This is a genomic window from Streptomyces sp. NRRL S-378 (assembly GCF_000720645.1).
Taxonomy (GTDB): domain Bacteria; phylum Actinomycetota; class Actinomycetes; order Streptomycetales; family Streptomycetaceae; genus Streptomyces.
In genome coordinates this window covers 135,890-159,285 of record NZ_JOBX01000011.1, presented here as the reverse complement: position 1 = coordinate 159,285, position 23,396 = coordinate 135,890, and the positions used below count along the sequence as shown (strand labels likewise).

Here is a 23,396-nt window from a genome sequence, read left to right as displayed (position 1 = left end):
CTCATTTCATGCGCCTGATGCCGATGCTCGTCCTGTTCCCGGTGCCCGACTCACCCGCGAGATCGCCAGGAACGCACCGAGACCGAAGGGGACCGGCAGGAACCCCCCGCATTGTGCGGACACCACCGGCGTTTGACGCGACGGTCCGGGGACACGAGCTCACGGGGTGATCGAACATGACCGATTGGCGCACGACGCGCGACCGGATGAGGGAGACCGCAGCCGGAAGAGCCGCATACCTGCGGCGTGCCGTACGGGCTCCCGGAAACGAGCGCGACGAGCTGCTCCTCGGCGCCAAGGCCGTCGTCGCGGCCATGGTCGCGTGGGTGCTCGCCCGCTACCTCCTCCCGCCCACCGTCTCCACGTTCGCCCCCTTCACGGCGCTGGTCGCGCTGCAGGCCACGGTCTACCGCTCCCTGCGCGACTGCATCCAGTACCTGCTCGCCATGGCGGCAGGAGCCGCCCTCGCAGCCTCCCTGGCCGCCGTGGCGGGAATCCACGGCTGGACGTTCGGCCTGCTCACGCTGCTCGCCCTCTGCCTGGGAAGGAGCGAGCGGTTCGGCGAGCAGGGCCTTCAGGTGGCCGTCGTCGCCTTCTTCGCGTTCTCCTCCGGCCAAGGACGCATCGGCTACATCGGCCACCTGGCCGCCTCGGTGACGCTCGGTGCTCTCTGCGGCCTCGCCGCCCACCTCGTCCTTGCCCCCGCCCGCCACGTCCACCACCGGCAGCAGGCGGTCGCGGACCTGTACTCCGCCATGAGCCGACGCCTGGAGACGCTGGCCGCGCTCTTGGACGGAGAGGACCCGGACACCGAGCGGCTCCGGCACTGGCGCCGTGACGGGCAGACCCTCGCCGCCGCCTGCGACCGCATCCGCAACACCATCCACGCCGAGATGGAGAACAGCCGCCTCCATCCCCGCCGCAGCCGCCGCGTCAGCGACACCGCCGACACGGCCCTGTCCCGCGCCCGTGACGCCGTCACCGTCGCCGAACGCGCCATGGACCACCTCCGCTCCCTGACCCGCACTCTCGACTACGCCCAGGACAGCGGAGAAATCAACCACCTGCCCATGTCCTTCCGCACCGCTTCGAGCTCCCTGCTGCGCAGATCCGCCCACGCGCTGCAGGAGATCGGGCGAACCTCTCTCACCGACTCCGCACGCCTCAACGGGCTGATCGAGGAGGCGACAACAGACCTGGACCGTGTCGAGCAGCACGAGCGCGCGACCGCCGAGGCCTCCCCGTCGGTGCACACCCTTCAGGGAACCCTCCTCACCGACATCGGCCGCCTCCTGGCCGAACTCCGCACGGGACACGATGCCCTCACCACGGAAGCTGCACCCGGAGCCGGCGGTACGCGCCATCGCATACCCCGGCGGTGACGACGCAGCAGGGGGAGCGCTCCGAGGACGCGGCTGGGCCCCGACCCGGATCGGGGTCGGGGCCCAGCCGATGCCACAGCTGTCCGGCCTGCAGGTTGCAGGTCAGTGGCGGAAGGCGTCCTTGATGTCTTCCTTGGCGTGGCGAGCGTTGCCCTTGGCCTGATCGGCGCGGCCGTCGGCGGTCATGCGCTCGTTTCCGAGGGCGCGGCCGACCGTTTCCTTGGCCTTGCCCTTGGCCTGCTCGGTGTGCGCCTTGCTCTTCTCCGTGCCCGACATCGGGACCTCCTCGTTGTACGGATGGGTCGTGGACGCTCGTGCTCCCGATCGCTGCATGCAAACCCGGCATTCGCGACGGGTTCGGGGCTGTCCGCGCCGGTCATCTGCAGCAGGCGTTGGAGCTGGGGAGCCGGATTCGCCAGGTGGATCGCGGTGTCGGGCGGCCGCTTCGAGCCGTGCGGCGACGAGTGCGTTGAGGCCCGAGGAGTCGCAGAAGGTGACCTGGCTGCAGTCGGTGACGATGCGGTCGGCCCGGGACGTGCCGACGAGGGCGAGGGCTTCGGCGAGGGCGCTGCCGAGAGCGGGCGCGGTGGTGATGTCGATCTCGCCGACGGGCCTGACGGCGACCACCCGGCCGACGATCTCGACGGCGGGCTGCGTGCCGTTGTCCCGGTCCGGCCCGGGTTGCCCGGTCACGGCGGTACCTCCTCGGTGTGCAGCCCGTACGGACGGCCGTTCGTGGGCGGGGCTCAGGAGTTGCGCTGGTCGTTGCTGTCCTGGCGGAGCTGGTCGGTGTGGCGGGTCATGGCGTCGATGCGGTCGGCGAGATCGGCGTCGTCGGGCCCCAGGTGGGGCCGGGTGCCGGCCAAGGGCCCGACGAGACGGGCGGCGTCGTCGGCGGCGAGGGCCAGGTTGAGCTCGCCGACGGCTCCCTCGGCGTCGGCGGGAAGTCCCGTGAGGGAGGTGACCTGTCCCGCGAGGCGTCGCAGGTCGGCCGCGTTGTCGCGGGCCCAGGCGGTGACCGTGCGGTCGGCGGCCCGTGAGTCGCGGGTGGCCTGGACGCGCTGTTCGCCCGTGCTTCCCGCCGCGCCGGGCCGCAGCCGCAGGTAGCGGCGTTCGGCGGCCTGGCGGCTGGCGACGCCGAGCGGTCCGGCGAGCTCGGCCCAGCTGGCGCCCCGGCTGCGAGCCGTTTCGATCAGGACGCTTTCCCAGCCGGTGAGCTGCTCGCGGACCTCGCGGAGCATCAGCAGCGCGGCCAGCGCCTGCTGCGGGCCGGCCGGCCCGGTCGGCGGTGCGTCGACAGTGGGCTGATGTGCGTCCCGGACCGCCCGGCGGATGGTCTCCAAAGCCGCGACGGCCTCGGCGGCGCGGACCGGAGGGGTGGGGGGAGAGGTCTCGTTCACGGCGCCTCCATGGCACTGTCGTCCATCGGGTGACATCCCGCTTGTCATCGTCTCGATGACACGTGAGCCCCGAGGCGATCGACGTCGACGTAGAGCGGAACATGCTGACCGTCAAGGCCGAGCGCCGCCCCGCGGCCAAGGGCGAGAGCGTGCAGATGGAGCTCTCCGAGCGGCCCCTGGGTGTCTTCTCCCGCCAGGTCATGCTGGCCGACACCCTCGACACCGAGCGCATCGAGGCCGACTACGAGGCAGGCGTCCTGACCCTGCGGATCCCTATCGCAGAACGTGCCAAGCCGCGGAAGATCGCCATCGGCGGCGAATCCGGACGCAAGCAGATCTCCGGCTGACCGGACCGGTACCAACGGCGGAGGACGGGGACCCCGACCCCCCTCCGGCCCCGTCCTCCGCACCCCCAGCCCCTTCACCCCTCGCCCCCTTTCACCCCCGCTCCGGAGGTGACGTGAGATGTCGATGCGCCGGGAAGCGTTCCTGGACCACGTCCGCGAACGCGGCGAGTACCGAACCCAGGAAGAAGCCGAGCGAGTGGCCCGCGTCGTCCTGGCCCTGCTGGGCGCCCACCTGGTCGGTACCGTGCGGGCCGAACTCGCCGCCCGCCTCCCCGAGACCTACGCCCTGATCCTCCTCAACCCCCTGCAGGCCGCAGAGCCGCTCTCCCCGGAGCGCTTCGTCCGCGCGACCGCGGCCTGGATCGAAGGCGCCACCGAGAAAACGGCCCTGTGGGACATCGGCGCGGTCCTGTCCACCGTGGCCGCAGCGGCGGGGGACGTCCTCGTCCGCGAAGCCCTGCTCCAGCTCCCGCCCGGCTACGACCTCCTCTTCGGCCACCCCCAGCCCACCTGACCGCCCGCCGTCGACGAGAAAGGCAACCGCAGCATCATGTACGCCCAGCCTCGACCGAAGCAGGCCCGGCCCGCCATGACGTTCGAGCAGATGCTGGAACGCGTGCGCCACGAAGGCGCCCACCCCACCCTCGAACGCGCCGAGGAAGCCGTCCGCACCGTACTCGCCGCCCTCGGCCGGCAGATCACCGGAGACGAACGCGTCGACCTCGCCCAGGCCCTGCCCGTGGAAGCCGCCCTCGCCCTGACCGCACAGATTCCCGACACCGAACGGCTCACCGGATGGGGATTCGTCAAGGACCTCGCCACCCGGACCAACACCAGCCCCGCCGTCGCCCGCTGGGACACCGGCGCCGTACTCGCCGTCGTCGCCCGCCTCGCCGGACCCGACCTCCTCGCACGGATCCTGCAGCGGCTCCCCGACGGCTACGCCCTCCTCTTCGGACAGGCGGAACTGTGCCGGCCCCGGACTGCCGCCTGATCCGTCCGCACCCCGCTCACCGCCCAGGCACGCGGACACCGCCGACGCCCGGTCGCGGTCGCACAGGACAGGTCCGGCGCCGCCCGGGTGGACGACGCCGGACCGAGCCCGCTCAGACGCCGGGGATCTCCCGGGCCGCGAAGGCCGCGCGGACCTGCTGCGCGGCCGCGGCGCCGTACATCCGCTCGGCGGTCGCGACCGTCGTCCGGGCCGCGTCCGCGAAACCGGTACCGGGGGCGAAGCCGAACTGCGCGTTCACGATGATCCGGTCCGCGGTACGGGCACCGAGCGCGCCACGGATGTCGAACAGGGCCCGGGACCAGATCTCGCCGTCCGCGTGGACCTCGCCGACGCGGTCCGCGTAGACCTTGGAACCGTCGATCCGGCGCAGGCAGTGCGGGGCGGCGCTGTAGCCCGTCGAATCCCAGTCGGCGACGCAGCCCACCTCGGTCCGGCGGGTCCATCCGTACCGGACCCCGGCGTTCTCCCCGACCGCGACGGCCAGGTAGTCACCGAAGGCCTCGCCGATCGCGCCTGCCTCCGGCGAGGTGCCGAACCCGGGCACCTGGGCCTCGTGCACGGCGTGGCCGTACTCGTGGACGATCACCTCGGCGTCCTCGGCGTCGTCGACCCCGCCCTTGCCGAAGCGGATCTCGTCCTTCTTGTCGGTGAAGAAGGAGTTGTCCGCGCCCCACTGGTTGATGCGTACGGGCTGCACCCGGTCGTTGGCGCCCGGCAACTCCGTACCGAAGCCGAGGGACTGGAGGTACTCCTGCGCCTCGTTGACCCAGAAGTAGGCCATGACCTGCTCGAACCGGTCGTCGTGCCGGGTGTAGCCGGCGGCCTCGCCGGTCCTGGCCGACGGGCCGGTATCCGAGCGCACGGAGGACCAGCGGCCGTGGAGCCCGCCGCTGCCGTCCAGGTTGCGCAGCGCGGCCAGGGCGTACGCGGTGGCGGGGACGGCGGAATCGGCGTCCTTGCCGTCCGTGAGTGCCTGGTCGCCCGTGGCCTGGACGGGGTTGACCCTGAAGATCCGGCCCTGCGGGGCGGCGGAGCCGGCCGTCGGGGCCGACGACTGTGCGGTGGCCGGGCCGGCGAGCGAGAAGAGCGCCACGGTGGCGGTGGCCGCGGCGAGCATGCCGCGGGGTGTGCGGCGGGTCATGGACATCCTCCGGGGGTGGGAAGGCGCGGTGGGGAAGGCAGTGGGTGGGGCGGGCGTGATCATCGCCCACCGGCCCCCGGTTTGAACAGACCCTGACAAGGTCCAGATCGACCTCTACCGGCCGGGCCGCCCCCGGGCAGCCCCGGGTAGCCCCCGGGCCGGTCGCCGGACAGGGGCGCGACGCCCTCGCCGGCGGCGTACGAACCGCTCCTGATGCCCCGACAACTCGTCGTCCCGAGCGGGCGATTACCGGACCGCATGCCGATTGTGGGCTGCGTCACGCACCGCCAGAGTGGCCCGCCTCACGTCGGGACACGCAGCACGAGCGGAAGAGGACGACATGCCCAACGGTTCCACCGGCACCCCCCCATCCACCCGGGCGGTCCGCCCCGCAGTCGAGGTCCAGCGACTCAAGGCCAACTCCGTCGGCCTGGTCGGCGTCGTCTTCATGGCCGTCGCCACTGCCGCCCCCATCACCGCCATGACCGGCAACCTCCCCATCGCGGTCGGCTTCGGCAACGGAACCGGCGCCCCCGCCGGGTACCTCTTCGCCACCGTGGTCCTCACCGTCTTCGCGGTCGGCTACGTGGCCATGGCCAAGCGCATCACCGCCGCGGGCGCCTTCTACGGGTACATCTCCCACGGACTCGGCCGGATCGCCGGCATGGCCTCCGGCATGCTCGCCGTCCTCGCGTACGTCGTCTTCGAGGCCTCGATCGTCGGCGTCTTCTCCTACTTCGCCCGCACAACGGTCCACGACCAGCTCGGGGTCGACCTCCCCTGGGTGCTGTACGCGGCCGGGATGCTCGCCGTCACCGCCGGCCTCGCCCACTTCGACATCAACCTGACCGCCAAGGCCCTCGGCGTGATGCTGGTCGCCGAGATCGCGGTCCTGTTCGCCGTCGCCACCGCCGTACTGATCGCCGGCGGCGGCCCCGACGGGATCCCCGTCGAGCCGGTCGACCCCCGGAACGCCTTCACCGGTACCTCCGCCGGCCTCGGCCTCTTCTTCGCCTTCTGGTCCTGGGTCGGCTTCGAGTCCACCGCCATGTACGGCGAGGAGTCCCGCGACCCCAAGCGGGTCATCCCCAGGGCCACGCTCATCTCCGTCGTCGGAGTCGGCCTCTTCTACATCTACGTCTCCTGGATGACCATCGCCGGCAGCGGCCTGACCGGGTCAGTGGAACTGTCCGCCTCCGCCAACCCCCTCGACCTCTTCTTCGCCCCCACCCGGCACTTCATCGGGGCCTGGGCCGTGGACGCCTTCCAGTGGCTGCTGCTCACCGGCTCGTTCGCCTGCGGGATGGCCTTCCACCAGTGCGCCGCCCGCTACCTGTACGCCATCGGCCGCGAGCGCTTCCTGCACCCGGCGCTCGGCCGGACCCACGCGCGCCACGGCTCCCCGCACATCGCCTCCGTCGTCCAGACCGTCATCGCCGTCGCCCTGGTCGCGGGCTTCTGGCTGGCCGGCCAGGACCCGTACCTTCACCTGTACACGCTGCTGGCGATCCTGGGCACCATGGCGATCCTGATCGTCCAGACCCTGTGCTCCTTCGCCGTCATCGGCTATTTCCGCCGCAACCACCCCGAGGACCGGCACTGGTTCAGGACCTTCACCGCGCCCCTGCTCGGCGGGATCGGGATGACAGCCGTCGTGATCCTGCTCGTCGTCAACATGGAGACCGCGGCCGGAGCCGCCGCCGGCTCCGTCTTCTTCAAGCTCATCCCCTGGATCGTCGGCGCCGTCTTCTTCGGCGGACTGGGTCTTGGCCTGTGGCTCAAGGTCAAGGCGCCCGAGCGCTACGAGGTCATCGGCCGCATCGTCCTGGAGGACGCCGCCGAGCGTGCCGACGAAGGCGCCGGCCCCGGTTCCGACGGCACCACCGGCCTGTCCGCGTCCCACGCGAAGGCCTGATCCGGGTACGCCTGATCCCCGTACGCCTGACCCACGTATGCCTGATCCCCGTACCCCTCGGCCACGTACGCCCGGCCCGCAGTCGCCCACCCCGCGAAGGAGCCCCCGCCATGGCCCGTACGCCCCTCATGCACACCCTCCGCCGGCTCACCGCCGAACACGCCGCCGCCCACCGCCTGTGCCTGCCCGTCGCCGACGTGCGCGGCCTCGGCCGCCGGGAGCTGATGCGGCGGGCGGCCGCCCTCGGCCTCGGCACCGCCGTGGCGGGCGTCGCCGCCGCCCCGGCCCGCGCCGCCACCCCCGCGCCCGCCCCCGGCGGCACGAGGCCCCGGCGGGCCCGTGTCGCAGTGGTCGGTGCCGGCATCGCCGGCCTCACCGCCGCCCTCACCCTGCAGGACGCGGGCATCCCGTGCACCGTCTACGAGGCCGACCCCGACCGCGTCGGCGGCCGCATGTGGACGCAGCGCGACCACTGGGCGCACGGGCAGACCTCCGAAATAGGCGGCGAACTGATCGACACCAGCCACAAGAAGATGCTGGAGCTCTGCCGCCGCTTCGGCCTGCGGACCGAGGACTTCCTCGGCGGCGGCCCCAACGGGGCCGAGGAGGTGCTGTGGTTCAACGGCACCTACTACTCCCGGAGCCGGGCCGACGAGGACTTCAAGGCCGTCTACCAGCAACTGCACCGCGACCTCCAGGAATCCGGCGAGGTGTCCTGGAACTCCACCACCCCCGCCGGAACGGCCCTGGACAACATGACCCTCTACGAGTGGATCGAGAGCCGGGTCCCCGGCGGGCACGACTCGCCGCTCGGCCGTTTCATCGACGTGGCCTACAACGTCGAGTACGGGGCCGACACCACCGACCAGTCCGCCCTCGCCCTGGTCCTGCTGATGGGCTACCAGCCCAACCCCGGGAACTTCAACGTCTGGGGCCTGTCGAACGAGCGCTACCACATCGTCGGCGGCAACGACCAGCTGCCGAACGCCATCGCCGCGGCCCTGCCCTCCGGTTCGATCGTCATGGGCCGTCGGCTGGTGGCCGTGCGCGCCGACGCCGACGGCACCCAGACCCTCACCTTCGAGGACTCGGGCGCCACCCGCACGGTCGTGGCCGACCACACCGTCCTGTGCCTGCCGCTGCCGGTCCTCCAGGGCGTCGACACCTCGGCGGCCGGTTTCGACCCCCTCATGAAGAACCTGCTGCGCGATGCCCGGATGGGTGCCTGCACCAAGCTCAACATGCAGTTCACCGGCCGACCGTGGCGCGGCGCCGGCCCGTGGCCCGGGGTGTCGGCGGGCGACTGCTTCACCGACTCCGAGGTCCAGCAGACCTGGGACACCACCAAGCTCCAGCCGGGCACCGGCGGGATCCTGCTCCAGTACGGCGGTGGGACCCTGGCGCGCGCCCTGACCCCCGCCACACCGTTCGCCACCGAGTCCGACCCGTACGTGCGGCGGCTCGCCGACCGCATGCTGAACGGGATCGACGCGTTCTTCCCCGGTACCGAGGCCGCATGGACGGGGCGGGCCCAGCTCTCCGCCTGGCACCGCAACCCCTACTCGCTGGGCGCGTACTCGTACTGGCCGACCGGGTACCTGCACCGGTACGCGAAGTACGAGGGCACCGCGCAGGGCAACGTCCACCTCTCCGGCGAGCACTGCAGCTACGACTTCCAGGGCTTCATGGAGGGCGGAGCCACCGAGGGTGAACGGGCGGCGCGGGAGGTGATCGCCGCCCTCACCTGAGCCGGCGGACCCAGGGCTCGCCCTCGCGCTGATCGTCGAGGCGGGTGGCCAGGTGGGGCCAGTGCTCGGACCACCGGACCACATCGCCGTCGGTCAACGACCACCGCGAACGCAGGGCTTCGTCCGGCAGGAAGCGGACACGGGTCCCCGTGGCCCCGTCGGCCGCGAGGGGCTGCAGGCCGGTCACGGGGATGCCGCGCTCGTAGCGCTGGGTCCAGGACCCGTTGAGACGGCGGTTGGTGTGCGTCAGCCACTCGCTGAGCGCTGCGACGACGGACATGCCGCGACGCGGATGTCCGTCCGGAAGGCGCTCCGTCTCCGGGAGGTCGAAGAACCGGAGGTCCTTCGTGGCCATGACAGGCTTCTTCACCACGTGACCGTGCTCGTCGACCCGCGTGTCGGTTCCCCGGCCGTCGTCCTCCACCGACACCGAGCCGTCGGGATGCAGCGTGACCACACACCGTCCTCCGCCCCGGCTCGCCGCCTCGTCAGCAGCGTAGGCGACGATCTCGAGAACGAGGTGTTCGGGCCCGCCCGGCGCGAACTCCGCGGGTCTCCGGCGGATCCGGCCGAGGTGGTCCTCGTCCACGGTGCCGGCCCAGTCGTGCGTGGTGTTGACCCAGGAGGTCCTTGTTCCGTCCATGCGACGAGTATCCGTCGGGTTCGAGCACGGCCGCAGCATGCGAGCGGCCGCGCGCATCCCAGCGCCACCCCGGCGTACAACGGGCTCGGAGCGTCGCAGCCACCGGCTGATTGCGGGGGCTCCACTGCGAACAGGGCCCGGGCCCTGCTCCAGTGCCGATCGGCGTGACTAGGGTGACGTCATGTCTGCCATTCTGAGTTCCACACGGGCCGCTGCCGCACTCCGTACGTCGGCACGGGTTTCCGCCGAAGTACTGGTCGTCGCGGTCATGGCGGCGGCGACCCTGTGGGTTCTGAGCCGGATGTGGTCGGTCGTCTGGCCGCTCATAATCGCCCTGTTCCTGACCACCCTGACCTGGCCCCTCGCCGCGTTCCTGCGTCGCCGGGGGTGGCGGCCCGCGCCGGCGGCCTCCGCGGTGACGGTGCTGTCCCTTCTGGCCGCCGCGGGTGTCGTGGCGCTGATCGCCGTCCCCGTGGCCTCCCAGTCGGGCGAACTGGCCGATGGCGTCACCGAGGGCATCCAACGGCTGCGCGAGTGGGCGGCCGGGCCGCCGCTGAACATCGGCGACGACCAGATCACGGGCGCCACCGACGCCGCGATGGACCGTCTCCAGAGCAGCGTCGGCAGCGCGGTCTCGACCGTCGCCACGGGGGTGAGCACCGTCTTCAGCGGCCTCGTCACCGCCGTCCTGGCGCTCTTCCTGATGTTCTTCTTCCTCAAGGACGGCCCCCGCTTCCTGCCATGGCTCACGCGCCAACTGCCGGGCCGCCTCGCCACCGACATTCCGGTCGTGGCCGCGCGCAGCTGGGAGACCCTCGGGTCGTTCGTCCGTTCCCAGGCGTTCGTCGGGCTCCTCGACGCCGTGTTCATCGGCCTGGGCCTGTGGATCGTAGGCGTGCCCCTGGTCCTGCCGTTGGCAGTCCTGACCTTCGTGTCTGCGTTCGTTCCGATTGTGGGAGCTCTCTTCGCCGGACTGGTGGCGGTGCTCATCGCGCTGGTGTCGAACGGTCCGGCCGACGCGCTGATCGTCCTGGCCATCATCGTCGCGGTGCAGCAGCTCGAAGGAAACGTCTTCCAACCCATGATCCAGAGCCGCAGCCTCGGTCTCCACGCGGCGGTGGTCCTGCTGGCCGTCACCTTGGGCGGCAGCCTGGCCGGCGTCGTGGGCAGCCTGCTGGCCGTACCGGTGGCCGCACTCATCGCCGTCGTCTGGAACTACCTGCGCGACCAGCTCAGCGAACCAGCACCTGGGCCGGAAGCCGGTGAAGGGCTCCCCGCCGCTGCCGGCCCGTCATAGAACCGTGGACCCCGGGTGCTCGATGCGGCCGCCTCCCGGGGTCCGTTCCTGCTCCGGTACGTCAGCTCTGCCTCAGCCAGCGCTCGTTGTGGGTGACGGCCCACGCCTCCCGCGCCGTTTCCTCGCCGTGGCGGTCGCCCGGTTCCCTGAAGAAGATCCCGCCCGCGATCGTATTGCTGGTCGCGCCGCCCGCGCCGACGGCCTCCACGCCGGTCGACGCGTCGAGTCCGCCGCGCCGTCCCCGGCACCACCGAAGGAGGATGCAGGCGCAGGCGCGGCAGTGAAGGCGAGGTCGGTGAACTCCCTGCCCTGGAGGACCGGCCCGTTCTGGGTACCGCCACTGATGTGATTCGCCACCGCCCCGTCCCCGGCACGCACCAGGGTGGCCTGCTCCTGCCACGCCGCGAGACCGGCACGGAAGTCCTCGTCCACCGCGGCCCGCACCGCCAGCCCCGTACTCAGCGCCTGCGCCCGGCCCTGCTCGCCCGGATCCGCGGCAAGACGCGTCAGTTCCGCCTCGCCGGAACCGATCGCAGGGGCCTGCCCACCATCCCGTCCCAGCGGGCGCCGCACCAGCGCACCCAGCCCCGCCCAGCCCTGTCGGCCTACCTCGCCGGCGACCTCGCCGGCCAGCGCCACCAGCAGCCCCACCGATACCGGATCCATTACCCGCCATCCTCACCTTGAGAAATCAGGCACTTCTACCGAGTTACGAAGGGAGGAGGCGAGTGGTTCCCGTCACACCCCGCCGTCGGCTTCTTCGACGCTGCGATCGGCGCGCTCCGCTGCCGTGGGCCTGCTCCAGGAGTGGATCGGGCGGGTCGGGGAACGCGGACGCCGTGGTGGGCGTTGGTGCTACTACGGGAAGACGATGGGCGGAGCCGCCTTCCGCTGACCTTGACGGGGAGGACCCATGAGTACGGCCAAGGACCTGTTCATCATCGCCATGGAGCAGGAGCCGGACCGCCCTGTCGGACAGGGCGACCTGTCGCTGGCGCTCGCGGGCGCTGAGCTGGTCGACCTCCTTGGAGCGGAGGCTGCGGCCCTGGACGGCGACCGCATCGTGCCGGGCGCGGAGACCGAGCCGCACGATCCCCTCCTGGTCGAGGCGACGGCGACGTTCGTCCGGCAGGCGCCGTACGAGCGCGTCGAGGACTGGCTGTGGCGCCGCGGCCGGGACCTCGCGGCGACGTACCAGGCCGCCCTGGAGGAGGCCGGCCAGCTGACACGGGGGCGCCGCGGCCTGCTGCCCTTCGGCAACGACCGGCTGGAGCCGGCCGATACGCCCGTCCGGCGCCGGGCGCACGGGCGGTGGGAGGAGGGCGAGCCCGTCCTCGCCGCCCTCGGCTCCGCCGTGGGAATCGGGGGCGCCGAAGGCGATGCGGGAGCCGAGGCCGGGGGCAGGACCGAGCCCGGTCTCCCGGATGAGGCGGTGACGACCGTCCTGGCTGTCGTCAACGACGCGGTGACGGAGCTCGCGGCCGTACAGCAGCGGCGGTCCATCGAGAACGCCGCCTTCGCCAACGTCTGGCGCGTCCCGTGAGTTGCCCTTCGTGACCGTCCCCGGTGACGTGGCCGGACGTCGCCCGGTCCTGCGAAGGCGCCGCGCCCGGTCGCTTCCGGTTGTCACATCCCCAGGGAGACACCTGATGCCGGGAGGCGGTGGCAGGAAGCCGGGGGTGCCGCGGCAGGCCACCCCCTGATGACCCTCATTCAGGAGGGTGGCATGCTGCAGGTGTACCGCCCCGGAGGTCTGACCACCGGGTGGCGAGGACGACTTCATCAACGGCTCCACGGGCAAGGCATACGACAGTGATCTCCCCGACCCGCACGGCGTGCACCTTCCGCAGCAGCAGGGCCGGTGCGGTGATCGCGGCGGCCGCGGTCTTCGCTGTCGTCACGGGCTGTGGCTCCGGCACCGACGAACAGGCAGGCGGCACCACGAGCCGTCCCGTCGGGGACACCAGCATCACCGCCGAGCCGGGGGAGCGGTTCACCCTCACCGTCGACCAGAACGCCTCCACCCGCGAGTACTGGTACCTGGTCGCCCCTGGGCCCGACAGCTCCGTGCTCGTCAGCCGCGGCCAGGACCACGCCCCGCACGCCGGCGAGGAAGCAGCGGCCGGTGCCGGCGGCCGGCTCACCTTCACCTTCGAGGCCAAGGCCAAGGGGACCACTCGGTTCACGCTGCTGCACTGCACGTTCACCACCTGTCAGGGCAACACCTCGACCCTGCCCCCCGGGGCAGCCGAGCCCTCGGCCTCCCCTGCCACGGGCACGGCCACCTCCTCAGCGGCGCCCGAGCGCATCACCTACACCGTCACGGTCGACTGATCCGCGGCGGGCACGACGAGCAGGACCGCCCGGCACCCGTGCCCGTCGGGGCGTCAGGGGCAGCGCAAGAATGAACGGACGACCTGCCCGATCGACCTCGTCCAGGGGAGCACCGCATGACCACGGTGACCGACATCGATGCCCGCGGAACGCAGCACTGCGAGACGACCACCCTGGGGCTGTTGCTCCGGCACCAGGGACTCGATCTGTCCGAGCCCATGCTGTTCGGTCTCGGCTCAGGGCTGTCCTTCGTCTACTGGGACAGCAAGAACATGGGCTTTCCCTTCCTCGGAGGGCGGGTCAAGCCTTTCGAGCTCACTCGGAACCTGGCCGCCCGGCTCGGGCTGCAACTCCGGGTCCAGGAGACCACTTCCCCGCGCAAGGCATGGGACAACGTGGCGGCCGCGATCGACGCCGGCCACCCCGTCGGACTCCAGCTCGACAGCTACCACCTGGACTACTTCGGCTCGAAAGTCCACTTCGGCGGCCACATCGTCGCCCTGTACGGCTATGACGACCGCTGCGCCCGTCTGGTGGACACCGAGCAGCAAGGCGGAGCGGTCTCCACCAGCCTGTCCAGCCTCGCTCGGGCCAGGGCCGCGCGGGGGCCGATGAGTGCCAGGCACCGGTCCTTCACTCTCACCGCTCCGACGAACATGGACGCCCCGCGCGGACAGATCATCCCGGCCGTCACCGCCTGCGCGGACGCCTTCCTCGACCCGCCCATCGCCAACCTGGGCCACCGCGGCATCGAGAAGGCCGCCCGGCTGGTGCGCACCTGGCTCCAGCGCACCGATGATCCGCAGCGGGACCTGCCCCAGGCGGCTCTGATGATGGAGAAGGCCGGCACGGGGGGTGCCCTGTTTCGCAACCTCTACCGCGACTTCCTCGCTGAATGCACCGATCTGCTCGACAGCAGCCATCTGCGTACCGGGCACAGGTTGTACGCCGAGGCAGCCGTCCTCTGGACGGAAGCAGCGGCGTTGATCAAGGAGGCTGGTGAAGGGGCCGATGCCCGGTGCCTCGCCCAGGCCGGCGCGGTCATGGGCGATCTGGCGCGTATCGAGCGCGAGGCCATGCACGAGCTCAGACGCCTCGACGCGGGCACGGTGGCTTGACCGCGATGTGAGACTTGGAGCATGGACATGGGACGTGAGTCGCGGTGGGAAAAGGACGCAATGACGGTGGAGATCGTTTTCGCCCTGGTGACTGCCGCCGTGCTGGCTGCGGTGGTCTTCGCCGCCGCTTGGTGCCTTGTCCAGGCCTTCGGTCTCTCTGGGTCAGCAGAGAAAAGCGTGTTGGTGGGGGGCGCACTGCTCGGGGCAGTGGCCGGAGTGTGGCGTCTGGTACGCGTGCTGCTTCGGTTCGACGTGCAGCGCCGAACGGGCCACTGAATACGGCCCCTTCCGCTCGTTGCCGGTCCAGGCCGAGGACGGCCCGGGCGCGATCCGTAAGAACTGCCCAGGTGTTCGTTGCGGCGATCGACATCGACAGTCCGTCGGTGAGCCACCGATGTGCCCCGGTCGTGTCGAGGACAGGCCCGGCCGTAGCGGTGCCGACCAGGGCCCAGTACCCCTCCCACCGGGAGTCGAAGCCGGATGACCGCGACACCGGCCCGCGCAGGTGTGCCCGGAAGGCGGGGATGTCCGACTCCCGCCGGGCGCGCCCGTGGGCGGACACGAACGCGTCCACCGCGCCCCCGGCGCCCGGCGGCAGGCTCGGGGCCGAGCGGCGGCCGTCAGCGCGGCGGCTTCGTCGATCTCCGCGGAGAAGGCCGGGCCGTCCCTCCCCTCTTCGTCGTGGTCCTGGGTCCAGCGGGTGAAACCGGGCGTGGAGATGAGCAGGCGCAGCTCGGCGTGGGCCAGGGCCGTGGCGGGGACGGGGTCCTGAGGCGTGGTGGGGGCCAACAGGGCGAGCACGATGTCGAGTCGAGGCTTGGGCAGGGCCGCGGTCAGCTCGCGGTACCAGTGATCAGCGAGCGTGCGGTGCGCCTCCGGGCCCCGCTGCACGCGGGAGCGCATCTCCAGGTGCCGGAGCCGCTCCCCGCCGCGGCAGTCGCCCAGTGACGTGAGCGTCGCCTCGCGCCATCGCGGTGCGTGGCAGGGGAGCGGGCCCGCCGGTGCTGGACCGGCATGGAGATCGCGCCGAAGCGGAGCCCTCCGTTCCCGTCGTCTGTCAAGTGACGAATTGCCGGGACTACGGCTCCTTCCCTGCCCCGGGCAGGGTGGCAATCGACCGTCCTGCGGAAAGCAGGAGCGACATGCCATCCGGACCGGAGGACCCGATGTTCCGTCGTGCAGGGAGCTTTGTGACCCGTCGCCCCCGACTGGTCCTCCTCGCCGCGTTCGTGTTCCTGCTGCTGTCGGCCGTGTTCGGCGCCGACGCGACCGGCCGGCTGAAGACCCAGGGGTACGACGACCCGCGGTCCGAGTCCAGCCGAGCCGCCATCCTCGCCGCCCGGCACTCGGGGTCCCCGCCCAACCTGGTCGTCGTCGCGCAGGCCCGCGCCGGCTCCGTCGACAGTCCGGCCGCCCGGGCTGCGGGCGAGGCCCTGACCAGGCGTCTCACCGCCGAGCCGGACGTCGGTGCGGTGACCTCGTACTGGAGCGGCGGCGCGGCGGAGCTGCGCGGCCGGGACGGCCGCGCAGCCATGCTGGTCGCGCACGTGGACGGCGAGGGGGACCGGCTCGGCGCACGGGTCGAGCGACTGCGGGAGGAGCTCACCAGGCTCACCACCCGGTCCGGTACCGGATCCGGGGCCGCTGCCCTGACAGTGCGGGTCGGAGGGTCCGCGCTGGTCGACGCCGAGCTGCAGCACCTGTCGGAATCCGATCTGAAGCGGGCCGAAGCCGTCGTCCTGCCCGGCACCCTGGTCCTGCTGGTCCTGGTGTTCGGCAGCGTCGTGGCCGCGGCCCTCCCCCTGCTCGTCGGCGTCCTCGCCGTGGTCGGGACCCTGCTTGCCCTGAAGGTCCTCGGCAGCGTCACCGACGTGTCCGTCTTCGCGCTGAACCTCACCACCGCGCTCGGCCTGGGCCTGGGCATCGACTACGGCCTGCTGGTCGTCTCACGCTTCCGTGAGGAGCTGACGGGCGGGTACGCACCGCGCACCGCCGCCGTACGGACCGTGCGCACCGCCGGCCACACGATCGTCTTCAGCGCCGCGACCGTCTCCGCCGCGCTCGCCACCCTGCTGGTCTTCCCGCCCTACTTCCTGCGGTCCTTCGCCTACGCGGGCATCGCCGTCGTGGTGATCGCCGCGGTGAGCGCCGTGACCGTGCTGCCCGCCCTGCTCGCGCTGCTCGGGAAACGGGTGAACGCCTGGGCCGTCCCCTGGCGCCGCCGGGTCCACGCCGGATCCCGCTCACGGTTCTGGGAGGGGCTCGCGCGGATCGTCGTACGCCGTCCGCTGCTGGCGGCGCTGCCGGTGGTCGGGCTGCTGGCGCTGCTCGCCGGGCCGTTCGCCCACGCAGGGTTCGCCACCCCCGACGACCGGGCGCTGCCGACGGCTTCGTCCGCCCGGCAGACCGGCGACCTCGTGCGCGACGCCTTCGACATGAAGGGCGCCGGCGCGCTCACCGTCGTCACCACCGGTACGGCCTCCTCGTCGGCGCGCGAGGACCACGCCCGCGAGCTGTCCGCACTGCCGCAGGTCGCCCAGGTCGTGACGCCCGGGGGCACCTTCCGCGACGGGGCGCCCGCCCCACTGCCCGGCTCCACCCGGTCCGCCGGTTCCGCCGGTTCCGCAAGTACCTCCGCCGACCCCGCCCGGCTGTCCGTGGTACCGCTGGTGGACCCGCAGTCACGCGCCGCGCAGCAGCTCGTACGCGACATCCGGGCGATTCCCGGCCCGGCCGGCACCGAGGTCCTCGTCGGCGGTCCGAGTGCCGTACTGGTGGACGCCAAGGACACGGTGGGGGACCGGATCCCGCTGGCCCTCACCGTGATCACCGCGACCACCTTCGTGCTGCTGCTCGGCTTCACCCGCAGCCTGCTGCTGCCGCTGAAAGCCATCGCGCTGAACGCCCTGAGCCTCGCCGCGGTCCTCGGTGCCATGACGTGGATCTTCCAGGCCGGCCATCTGCGGGACCTGCTCGGCTTCACCCCCGGTCCGCTCAGCACCACCATGCCCGTGCTGCTGTTCTGCATCGTCTTCGGGCTGTCGGTGGACTACGAGGTGTTCGTCCTCGCGCGCATCAAGGAGGCGCACGACGCCGGGCAGGACGACGCCTCCGCCATCGTCTCGGGCATGGCCCGCACCGGCGGCATCGTCACCACGGCCGGAGCACTGCTCGCCTTCACCCTGCTCGGCTTCGGCACCTCCCGGGTCTCGCTCCTGCAGTTCTTCGGGATCGGCGCGGGTCTGGGCGTCCTCCTCGACGCGACGCTCGTGAGGGGCGTGCTCGTACCGGCGCTCATGCGTCTGGCGGGCGGCCTGAACTGGTGGACGCCGTGGCCACTGCGGCGCAGGCCGTCGCACCCCACGTCGCCGCCCCGGGAGTCCCTCCCGCCCCCGGAGCCCCACGCCCGGCTGCCGCAGAGCGCCGCGGGCCCGCCGCGGCCCGCGCGATCCCCCTCTCCGGGCGTACCCCCCGGCCCCCGGCCCGCATCCGCGGCCGACCGCGAGTACGCCGCCGCGCATACCACCCGCACCGTCCCCACCACCCCGGCCGTCCGGCCCGGGCAACACGAGAAGGAAGACCCGTCATGACTGACATCGCCATCGTCGGACTCGGCTGCCGCTTTCCCGGAGCCCACGACATCCGCGCCTACTGGAAGCTCCTGATGAGCGGGGAACGGCAGTTCTCCGCGGTCCCCGAGCAGCGTTGGAACCACGACGTCTTCCACGACCCCGGCGCTCCGTCGGCCCCGCACGCCGCCTACACCGACCAGGTCGCCTTCCTCGACGACGTGGACCGCTTCGACGCCCTGCACCACGGGATGCCGCCCGCCCGGGCGCGGGCCACGGACCCGCAACACCGGCTGATGCTCGACGTCACCCGCGAGGCCCTCGACGACGCGGGACTGGGCAGGGGCGACTTCGACCGGGAGAACACCGGGGTCTTCTGCGCGATGTCGGTGTCCGATTACAAGGACGTCATGACGGCCCCGATCCGGGCCATCGCCCTGGCCGACCAGGCACGGCGGTCCGCGATCTGCGACGGGGACGGCGACGCCGACGGCGTCCTCGACGCGGTCCGCGAGCACGCCGCACGGCTCGGCACCGTACAGCCCTTCAGCCTGCCCGGGAGCCTGCTCAACATGGCGGCCGGAACGGTCAGCCGCCGGTTCGACCTCGGCGGCCCCAGCTTCGCCGTCGACGCCGCCTGCTCCGGCTCCCTCGTGGCCCTGGACCAGGCCGTGGCACAGCTGCGCCAGGGCGGCTGCCGGATCGCCGTCGTCGGCGGCGTCTACGTCAACCTGACCCCCGACAGCCTGATCGGCTTCTCCACGCTGCGGGCGCTGTCCGCAACCGGGGTGTGCCGCCCGTTCGACGAGGAGGCCGACGGGTTCGTGCTCGGCGAGGGCGCCGGGGCCGTGGTCATCCGGCCGCTCGCGGACGCCCTCGCCGCCGGCGACCGCGTCTACGCGGTGATCAAAGGCGTCGGCTGCGCCAACGACGGTGCCTCCCCGGGCCCGCTGGCTCCCGCGCCCGAGGGCCAGCTGCGCGCACTGCGCCGGGCGTACCAGGACGCGGGCCTCCCCCCGTCGTCCGTGAGCTTCCTGGAGGCACACGGCACCGCCACCCGGGCCGGTGACCGCGTCGAGATCGAGGCGCTGCGCCGGCTGCGCACCGAGTACCCCGACGACGACCCCTCGCTCTGCTACCTCGGCGCGGGCAAGGCCCTCATCGGGCACTCCCTGGCCGCGGCCGGCATGGCAGGACTGATCAAGACGGCCCTGGTCGTCCACCACCGCACGATCGTGCCGCAGCCGCGCACCACCCCGCATCCCGATCTGGGCATCGGGGCCGCGGGTCTGCGGTTCGCAGAAACCGCACGGCCCTGGCCGCGTACGGGCGCTCCACGCCGGGCCGCCGTCAGCTCGTTCGGCTTCGGCGGTACGAACGTCCACGTGGTGCTGGAGGAGGCTCCCGTACCGGCATCCGCACCGGCCCCCGCCTCACCCGCGCGGCCGGTGACCGCAGGCGGCACGCGGGGCACGCAGGACGCTGCGCAGGTCGTCCTGCTCTCGGCCGGCTCCGCCGAGCTGCTCGACCTGCACATCGGTGAGGTGCTGGACGCGGTGGAGCGAGCCCCCGGCACGCCGGTGGCGGCGCTGGCGCACACCCTGGGCGGTCGTGAGCCGCTCAAGGCCCGGCTCGCGATCGTGGCCGCCGACACACAGGAGTTCGCCCGGCGGCTGCTGCGGGCCCGCGGGCGCCTGGCCGAAGGCGCCCGCGGCGACCTCGGCGAGGGCGCGTTCGCGGCGGACGCTCCCCTGCCCGCCGCGCAGCGCCGCATCGCCTTCGTCTTCCCGGGCCAGGGAAGCCAGCGCCCGGACATGATGCGGGACCTGTACGAACGGTTCGTTGGCTTCCGGACCGTGGCCGACGCGCTCGGCTCCGTCGTCCGCTGCGACACGGACTTCGATCCCACCGCGCTGCTGTACGGCGGGACGGCGCCCGGCGACGGCCGCGGCGGCGGTACCGTCGAGGAGCTCAGGCAGCGGCTCGCCGACACCGAGGTGTGCCAGCCGCTCCTCGGCACCGTCCAGATCGCCGCCACCCGGCTGCTCGCCGACTGCGGCGTGGTCCCGGACCTGGCCCTCGGCCACAGCGTCGGGGAGTTCGCCGCGGCCACGGCCGCCGGGGCCCTCACCGGCGAAGAGACCGTAAGGCTGCTGGCGCACCGGGGCGCGGCCCTCGGGCGGACGGGGAACGGCCCGCGGGGCGGCATGATCGCCGTGCAGAGCGACCCGGAGACCTGCCGGAGGCTCGCCGACGGGATCGACGACGTGTGGCTCGCCTGCTTCAACCACCCGCGGCAGGTCGTGCTCAGCGGCACGCCGCAGGGTCTCGCCCACGTCCGGCGGGCCTGCGCCGACGCGGGCATCGTCACCGTGGCGCTGGAGGTGTCCGACGCCTTCCACTCACCGCTGCTGGTCTGCGCCGAGGAGGCCGTGCGCGCCGGCCTCGCCGGCCGCCGGGTGAGCCCTCCCCGCCTGGCGTTCGTCTCGTCCGTCAGCGGGGCCCCGTGCACCGCCCCGGAGGAGCTGCGCGAGCTGTGGGCCCGGCACGCGTCCGCGCCGGTGCGGTTCGGTGACGCCGTGCGCGCCGCGTACGACACGGGGGCGCGCCTGTTCCTCCAGGTGAGCGGGGGCGGCTCGCTCCTCGACCCGGTCCGCCGCAACCTCGCCGACCGGGAGGACGTCCACGTCGTCGCCGCGACCGGCACGACGCCGGACAGCGGACGGGCCTTCGTACGGGCTCTGGCCCGGCTCGCGGTCCTGGGCGTCCCGGTCGACCCGCGCGTGCTGGTTCCGGCGGAGGAGGCCCGCCCGGTCGACCTGCCGGTGGCGAGGCTCGCAGGACAGCCGTACTGGGCCGGGCGGACGGCTCCGCCGAAGGCGGCGCCCCCGCCGCCGGACCCGTCGCATGCGACGGGTCCGGCGGACGCGGACCCCTCGTACGCGTCCCCGTCGAACGCGGACCCGGCCGCGGCGCGGCCGGCCCGGCCGGCGGCACCCGGGGAGGCCCCCGTGGACGACCCGGTGGTGCACCCCATGGACGATCTGCGACAGCTGGTCCGGGGCCACATGGAGCCCATGTCCCGCTTCCCCGGGACCGCCCGCGCCCCGGTCGGCCAGGAGCCGGCTCCGGTCGGCGAGGAGCCGGCTCCGGTCGGCCAGGAGCACGCTCCCGCCGCCCCCGCCGCCGCGGAGGTCAACGAATCCGTGTACGCGCAGATAGCCCGGATCTCCGCGTTCCCCGTGGACCACCTGCGCCCCGAGCAGTCGTTGACCGACGAGCTCGGCTTCGACTCACTGATGCTGACCGACCTGTTCACGGCCCTCCGGCGGCAGTGGCCGCAGTGGACGTTCGACGAACACGACGCGGACCGGCCGACCGTCGGCGGCCTCGCCGCGGCCGTCGCCGGCGTCGCCCGCGTCACCGTGGAGCCGGCACCGGGGCCCGTTCCCGAACCGCGCGCGGGAGGCGACGAACCGCCGCCCCCGGCTCCCGAGGCGGACCCGCCCGCCGACCCCGGCGCCCCTGCGCCGCGGCCCGAGGAGCACACCCGCATCGACCGCTTTCCTGAGGTCACCGCCCACGCCGAGCGCGTCGGCGCCCTCGCCGGCACCGGACTGTCCAATCCGTACTTCCTCGTTCACGAGGCCGGTTTGACGGACACGACCGTCATCGGCGGCCGGGAGTTCCTCTCCTTCTCCGGCTACAACTACCTGGGTCTGGCAACGCACCCCCGGGTGAACGAGGCAGCCAAGGAGGCGATCGACACCTACGGCACCTCGGTGTCCGCCAGCCGCCTGCTGTCCGGCAGCCGCCCCCTCCACTCGGAACTCGAGGCCGAACTCGCCCGCCTCCTCGGGTGCGAGGCCTCGGTCACCCTGGCCAACGGGCACGCCACCAACGTCACCGTGATCGGCCATCTCGTCGGGCCGGGCGACCTCGTCGTGCACGACGCCCTCGCCCACGACAGCATCCTCCAGGGCTGCCGGCTCTCCGGCGCGACCCGGCGGCCGTTCCCGCACAACGACGCGGCCGCACTCGACGTTCTGCTCGGGCAGGTCCGCCACCAGTACCGGCGCGTCCTCGTCGTCATCGAGGGCGTCTACAGCATGGACGGCGACATCGCCGACCTGCCCGCCCTCGTCGCGGTCAAGCAGCGGCACGGCGCGCTGCTGATGGTCGACGAGGCCCACAGCATCGGAACGACCGGCGCGACGGGCGGCGGCGTCGGTGAGCACTTCGGCATCGACCGCTGCGACGTCGACCTGTGGTCGGGCACGCTGTCCAAGGCCCTGGCGAGCTGCGGCGGTTACGTCGCCGCGAGCAGCCCGGTCGTCGAGTACCTGCGCTACACCGCTCCGGGATTCGTCTACAGCGCCGGTATGACCCCGGCCGACACCGCCGCGTGCCTGGCATCGCTGCGGCTGCTGCGCGACGAGCCGGAGCGCGTGGTCCGGCTGGCGGAGAACGCCGCACTGTTCGTCCGCCTCGCGCGTGAGGCGGGCCTCGACACCGGGGACAGCCACGGCACGCCGGTGGTCCCGTGCATCGTCGGGGACTCGCCGAAGGCACTGCGGCTGGCGCAGGCCCTGCTGCGGCGGGGCGTCAGCGTCAATCCGATCCTCCACCCGGCCGTACCGGAGCAGATGGCGCGGCTGCGCTTCTTCGTCACGCGGGACCACACCCCCGTGCAGATCCGGCACACCGTGACCGTACTGGCGCAGGAGCTGCGTCGGCTGGACCCGGTGGCCGCCGCATGATCCGCGGCGCCGGGCACCCGGCCTTCCCGACGATCACGCAGGGCGCGGTCCACCGGTGGGGCGGAGCGGCACTCGTCGTGGCCCGGCGCCCCGACATGCGCCGGCCACCGCCCCTCTCGAAGGCGGAGCGGCGGGTGCTGGAGGCGTTGCCGGCCCGGCGGCGGGCCGAGTGGGCGCAGGGCCGGCTGCTCGCCAAGCGCCTGGTGGGGGACGCACTCGCCGTGCCGTGGGGCGAGGTGGAGATCCTGCCCCGCGATGACGGCAGCCCCCGTCTCGTGGTCGGGGGTCTGCCGGTGCCCTGGCTGCACGTGTCGGTCAGCCACACCGCCGGCCATGCGGCGGCTGCCCTGGCACCGGAACCGGTGGGGGTGGACCTGTGCAGGACGGCCTCGGCCGCCGCGGTGCACCGCGCCGCGGACCACGTCCTGTCGCCCGCGGAGATCTCCCTGATCGGCACGGGCCGGCCCGAGGCCGCGGCGGCCGCCTGGGCCCTGAAAGAGGCGGCCGTCAAGGCGGACCGCAGCTCCGTCTTCGGCCCGGCCCCGCGCCGCGTCGTGATGCTCTGTCTGCAGCCGCCCGTCCTCGCCGGGCGGCGCCGCGCGATGGTGTGGCGGGCGGACGACACGGTCCTGGCCCTCGTACTGGCGCACCCGCCCGTCCCACAGGGCCCGGCCACCGACCGCTGAAGGGCCCGGGCTGCCGTGCACCCCGCGCACCTGGACCCGAA

The 23,396-nt window shown here is 72.9% G+C and carries 18 protein-coding genes and 2 pseudogenes; 15 read left to right on the top strand and 5 right to left on the bottom strand.

What is annotated here, in order from left to right:
- Positions 1-176 precede the first annotated feature (176 nt).
- Positions 177-1,382, top strand: coding sequence for an aromatic acid exporter family protein (locus IH80_RS40725; RefSeq protein ID WP_078906424.1), 1,206 nt, complete (start codon positions 177-179; stop codon positions 1,380-1,382).
- Between the two features lie 102 nt (positions 1,383-1,484).
- Here IH80_RS40725 and IH80_RS45880 read toward each other — a convergent pair whose 3' ends face one another.
- The 3 genes and pseudogenes from IH80_RS45880 to IH80_RS0110735 all read right to left on the bottom strand — a co-directional run bounded on the left by IH80_RS45880 (position 1,485) and on the right by IH80_RS0110735 (position 2,782).
- Positions 1,485-1,658, bottom strand: coding sequence for a CsbD family protein (locus IH80_RS45880; RefSeq protein ID WP_078906438.1), 174 nt, complete (start codon positions 1,656-1,658; stop codon positions 1,485-1,487).
- A 162-nt stretch (positions 1,659-1,820) separates the two neighbouring features.
- A pseudogene (locus IH80_RS46855) lies at positions 1,821-2,075 on the bottom strand (STAS domain-containing protein); the annotation flags it as partial.
- Positions 2,076-2,128: 53 nt separating this feature from the next.
- Entirely contained in the window at positions 2,129-2,782 is a 654-nt protein-coding gene (locus IH80_RS0110735; protein ID WP_030959577.1) for a hypothetical protein, read from the bottom strand.
- A 62-nt stretch (positions 2,783-2,844) separates the two neighbouring features.
- Here IH80_RS0110735 and IH80_RS0110730 point away from each other — a divergent pair.
- The 3 genes and pseudogenes from IH80_RS0110730 to IH80_RS0110720 form a co-directional block, all read left to right on the top strand.
- A pseudogene (locus IH80_RS0110730) lies at positions 2,845-3,129 on the top strand (Hsp20/alpha crystallin family protein); the annotation flags it as partial.
- A 118-nt stretch (positions 3,130-3,247) separates the two neighbouring features.
- Positions 3,248-3,643, top strand: coding sequence for a DUF2267 domain-containing protein (locus IH80_RS0110725; RefSeq protein ID WP_030959569.1), 396 nt, complete (start codon positions 3,248-3,250; stop codon positions 3,641-3,643).
- Between the two features lie 36 nt (positions 3,644-3,679).
- Positions 3,680-4,123: a DUF2267 domain-containing protein gene (locus IH80_RS0110720; protein ID WP_030959567.1), complete on the top strand. Its 444-nt coding sequence runs from the start codon at positions 3,680-3,682 to the stop codon at positions 4,121-4,123.
- Between the two features lie 112 nt (positions 4,124-4,235).
- Here the strand turns inward: IH80_RS0110720 and IH80_RS0110715 are convergent, their stop codons facing one another.
- Positions 4,236-5,285 carry a M4 family metallopeptidase gene (locus IH80_RS0110715; protein ID WP_037879469.1) on the bottom strand — a complete coding sequence of 350 codons (1,050 nt, stop codon included), beginning with the start codon at positions 5,283-5,285 and terminating at the stop codon, positions 4,236-4,238.
- A 340-nt stretch (positions 5,286-5,625) separates the two neighbouring features.
- Between IH80_RS0110715 and IH80_RS0110710 the strand changes: the two genes are divergently transcribed.
- Positions 5,626-7,200 (top strand): APC family permease, encoded by a 1,575-nt coding sequence (locus IH80_RS0110710; protein WP_051809062.1) that lies wholly within the window; start codon positions 5,626-5,628, stop codon positions 7,198-7,200.
- A gap of 110 nt (positions 7,201-7,310) precedes the next feature.
- The gene (locus IH80_RS0110705) at positions 7,311-8,948 is read left to right on the top strand and encodes a flavin monoamine oxidase family protein (protein WP_030959564.1); all 1,638 of its coding nucleotides are present in this window, start codon (positions 7,311-7,313) and stop codon (positions 8,946-8,948) included.
- On the opposite strand, the gene IH80_RS0110700 is transcribed toward IH80_RS0110705, so the two are convergent.
- Positions 8,941-9,591 carry an ATP-binding protein gene (locus IH80_RS0110700; protein ID WP_037879467.1) on the bottom strand — a complete coding sequence of 217 codons (651 nt, stop codon included), beginning with the start codon at positions 9,589-9,591 and terminating at the stop codon, positions 8,941-8,943. The genes IH80_RS0110705 and IH80_RS0110700 overlap by 8 nt on opposite strands.
- Positions 9,592-9,772: 181 nt before the next feature.
- Between IH80_RS0110700 and IH80_RS0110695 the strand changes: the two genes are divergently transcribed.
- The 9 genes from IH80_RS0110695 to IH80_RS40720 all read left to right on the top strand — a co-directional run bounded on the left by IH80_RS0110695 (position 9,773) and on the right by IH80_RS40720 (position 23,355).
- Complete coding sequence (locus IH80_RS0110695; protein ID WP_030959561.1) at positions 9,773-10,888, top strand: AI-2E family transporter; 1,116 nt, start codon at positions 9,773-9,775, stop codon at positions 10,886-10,888.
- A 345-nt stretch (positions 10,889-11,233) separates the two neighbouring features.
- A complete protein-coding gene (locus IH80_RS47135; protein WP_030959559.1) occupies positions 11,234-11,575 on the top strand; it encodes a hypothetical protein in 342 nt (113 codons plus the stop codon).
- 226 nt (positions 11,576-11,801) lie between these two features.
- The gene (locus IH80_RS0110680) at positions 11,802-12,431 is read left to right on the top strand and encodes a GOLPH3/VPS74 family protein (protein ID WP_030959557.1); all 630 of its coding nucleotides are present in this window, start codon (positions 11,802-11,804) and stop codon (positions 12,429-12,431) included.
- Positions 12,432-12,700: 269 nt separating this feature from the next.
- Positions 12,701-13,222 (top strand): protease inhibitor I42 family protein, encoded by a 522-nt coding sequence (locus IH80_RS0110675; protein WP_234432193.1) that lies wholly within the window; start codon positions 12,701-12,703, stop codon positions 13,220-13,222.
- Positions 13,223-13,338: 116 nt separating this feature from the next.
- Positions 13,339-14,340, top strand: coding sequence for a BtrH N-terminal domain-containing protein (locus IH80_RS0110670; RefSeq protein WP_030959555.1), 1,002 nt, complete (start codon positions 13,339-13,341; stop codon positions 14,338-14,340).
- Positions 14,341-14,361: 21 nt separating this feature from the next.
- The gene (locus IH80_RS0110665) at positions 14,362-14,616 is read left to right on the top strand and encodes a DUF6332 family protein (RefSeq protein ID WP_030959553.1); all 255 of its coding nucleotides are present in this window, start codon (positions 14,362-14,364) and stop codon (positions 14,614-14,616) included.
- A gap of 914 nt (positions 14,617-15,530) precedes the next feature.
- Positions 15,531-17,930 carry an MMPL family transporter gene (locus tag IH80_RS0110655; RefSeq protein ID WP_063757272.1) on the top strand — a complete coding sequence of 800 codons (2,400 nt, stop codon included), beginning with the start codon at positions 15,531-15,533 and terminating at the stop codon, positions 17,928-17,930.
- Positions 17,927-22,669 carry a type I polyketide synthase gene (locus IH80_RS0110650; RefSeq protein ID WP_030959547.1) on the top strand — a complete coding sequence of 1,581 codons (4,743 nt, stop codon included), beginning with the start codon at positions 17,927-17,929 and terminating at the stop codon, positions 22,667-22,669. The genes IH80_RS0110655 and IH80_RS0110650 overlap by 4 nt, the downstream gene beginning before the upstream one ends.
- Positions 22,666-23,355, top strand: a complete 690-nt coding sequence (locus IH80_RS40720; protein WP_030959546.1) for a 4'-phosphopantetheinyl transferase superfamily protein — start codon at positions 22,666-22,668, stop codon at positions 23,353-23,355. The genes IH80_RS0110650 and IH80_RS40720 overlap by 4 nt, the downstream gene beginning before the upstream one ends.
- Positions 23,356-23,396 lie beyond the last annotated feature (41 nt).

What these genes read in the sequence shown, in the direction of transcription:
- IH80_RS40725 (WP_078906424.1), top strand. Translation starts at nt 177, where the DNA reads ATGACCGATTGGCGCACGACGCGCGACCGGATGAGGGAGACCGCAGCC.
- IH80_RS45880 (WP_078906438.1), bottom strand. Translation starts at nt 1,658, where the DNA reads ATGTCGGGCACGGAGAAGAGCAAGGCGCACACCGAGCAGGCCAAGGGC.
- IH80_RS0110725 (WP_030959569.1), top strand. Translation starts at nt 3,248, where the DNA reads ATGTCGATGCGCCGGGAAGCGTTCCTGGACCACGTCCGCGAACGCGGC.
- IH80_RS0110720 (WP_030959567.1), top strand. Translation starts at nt 3,680, where the DNA reads ATGTACGCCCAGCCTCGACCGAAGCAGGCCCGGCCCGCCATGACGTTC.
- IH80_RS0110715 (WP_037879469.1), bottom strand. Translation starts at nt 5,285, where the DNA reads ATGACCCGCCGCACACCCCGCGGCATGCTCGCCGCGGCCACCGCCACC.
- IH80_RS0110710 (WP_051809062.1), top strand. Translation starts at nt 5,626, where the DNA reads ATGCCCAACGGTTCCACCGGCACCCCCCCATCCACCCGGGCGGTCCGC.
- IH80_RS0110705 (WP_030959564.1), top strand. Translation starts at nt 7,311, where the DNA reads ATGGCCCGTACGCCCCTCATGCACACCCTCCGCCGGCTCACCGCCGAA.
- IH80_RS0110700 (WP_037879467.1), bottom strand. Translation starts at nt 9,591, where the DNA reads ATGGACGGAACAAGGACCTCCTGGGTCAACACCACGCACGACTGGGCC.
- IH80_RS0110695 (WP_030959561.1), top strand. Translation starts at nt 9,773, where the DNA reads ATGTCTGCCATTCTGAGTTCCACACGGGCCGCTGCCGCACTCCGTACG.
- IH80_RS0110680 (WP_030959557.1), top strand. Translation starts at nt 11,802, where the DNA reads ATGAGTACGGCCAAGGACCTGTTCATCATCGCCATGGAGCAGGAGCCG.
- IH80_RS0110670 (WP_030959555.1), top strand. Translation starts at nt 13,339, where the DNA reads ATGACCACGGTGACCGACATCGATGCCCGCGGAACGCAGCACTGCGAG.
- IH80_RS0110665 (WP_030959553.1), top strand. Translation starts at nt 14,362, where the DNA reads ATGGACATGGGACGTGAGTCGCGGTGGGAAAAGGACGCAATGACGGTG.
- IH80_RS0110650 (WP_030959547.1), top strand. Translation starts at nt 17,927, where the DNA reads ATGACTGACATCGCCATCGTCGGACTCGGCTGCCGCTTTCCCGGAGCC.
- IH80_RS40720 (WP_030959546.1), top strand. Translation starts at nt 22,666, where the DNA reads ATGATCCGCGGCGCCGGGCACCCGGCCTTCCCGACGATCACGCAGGGC.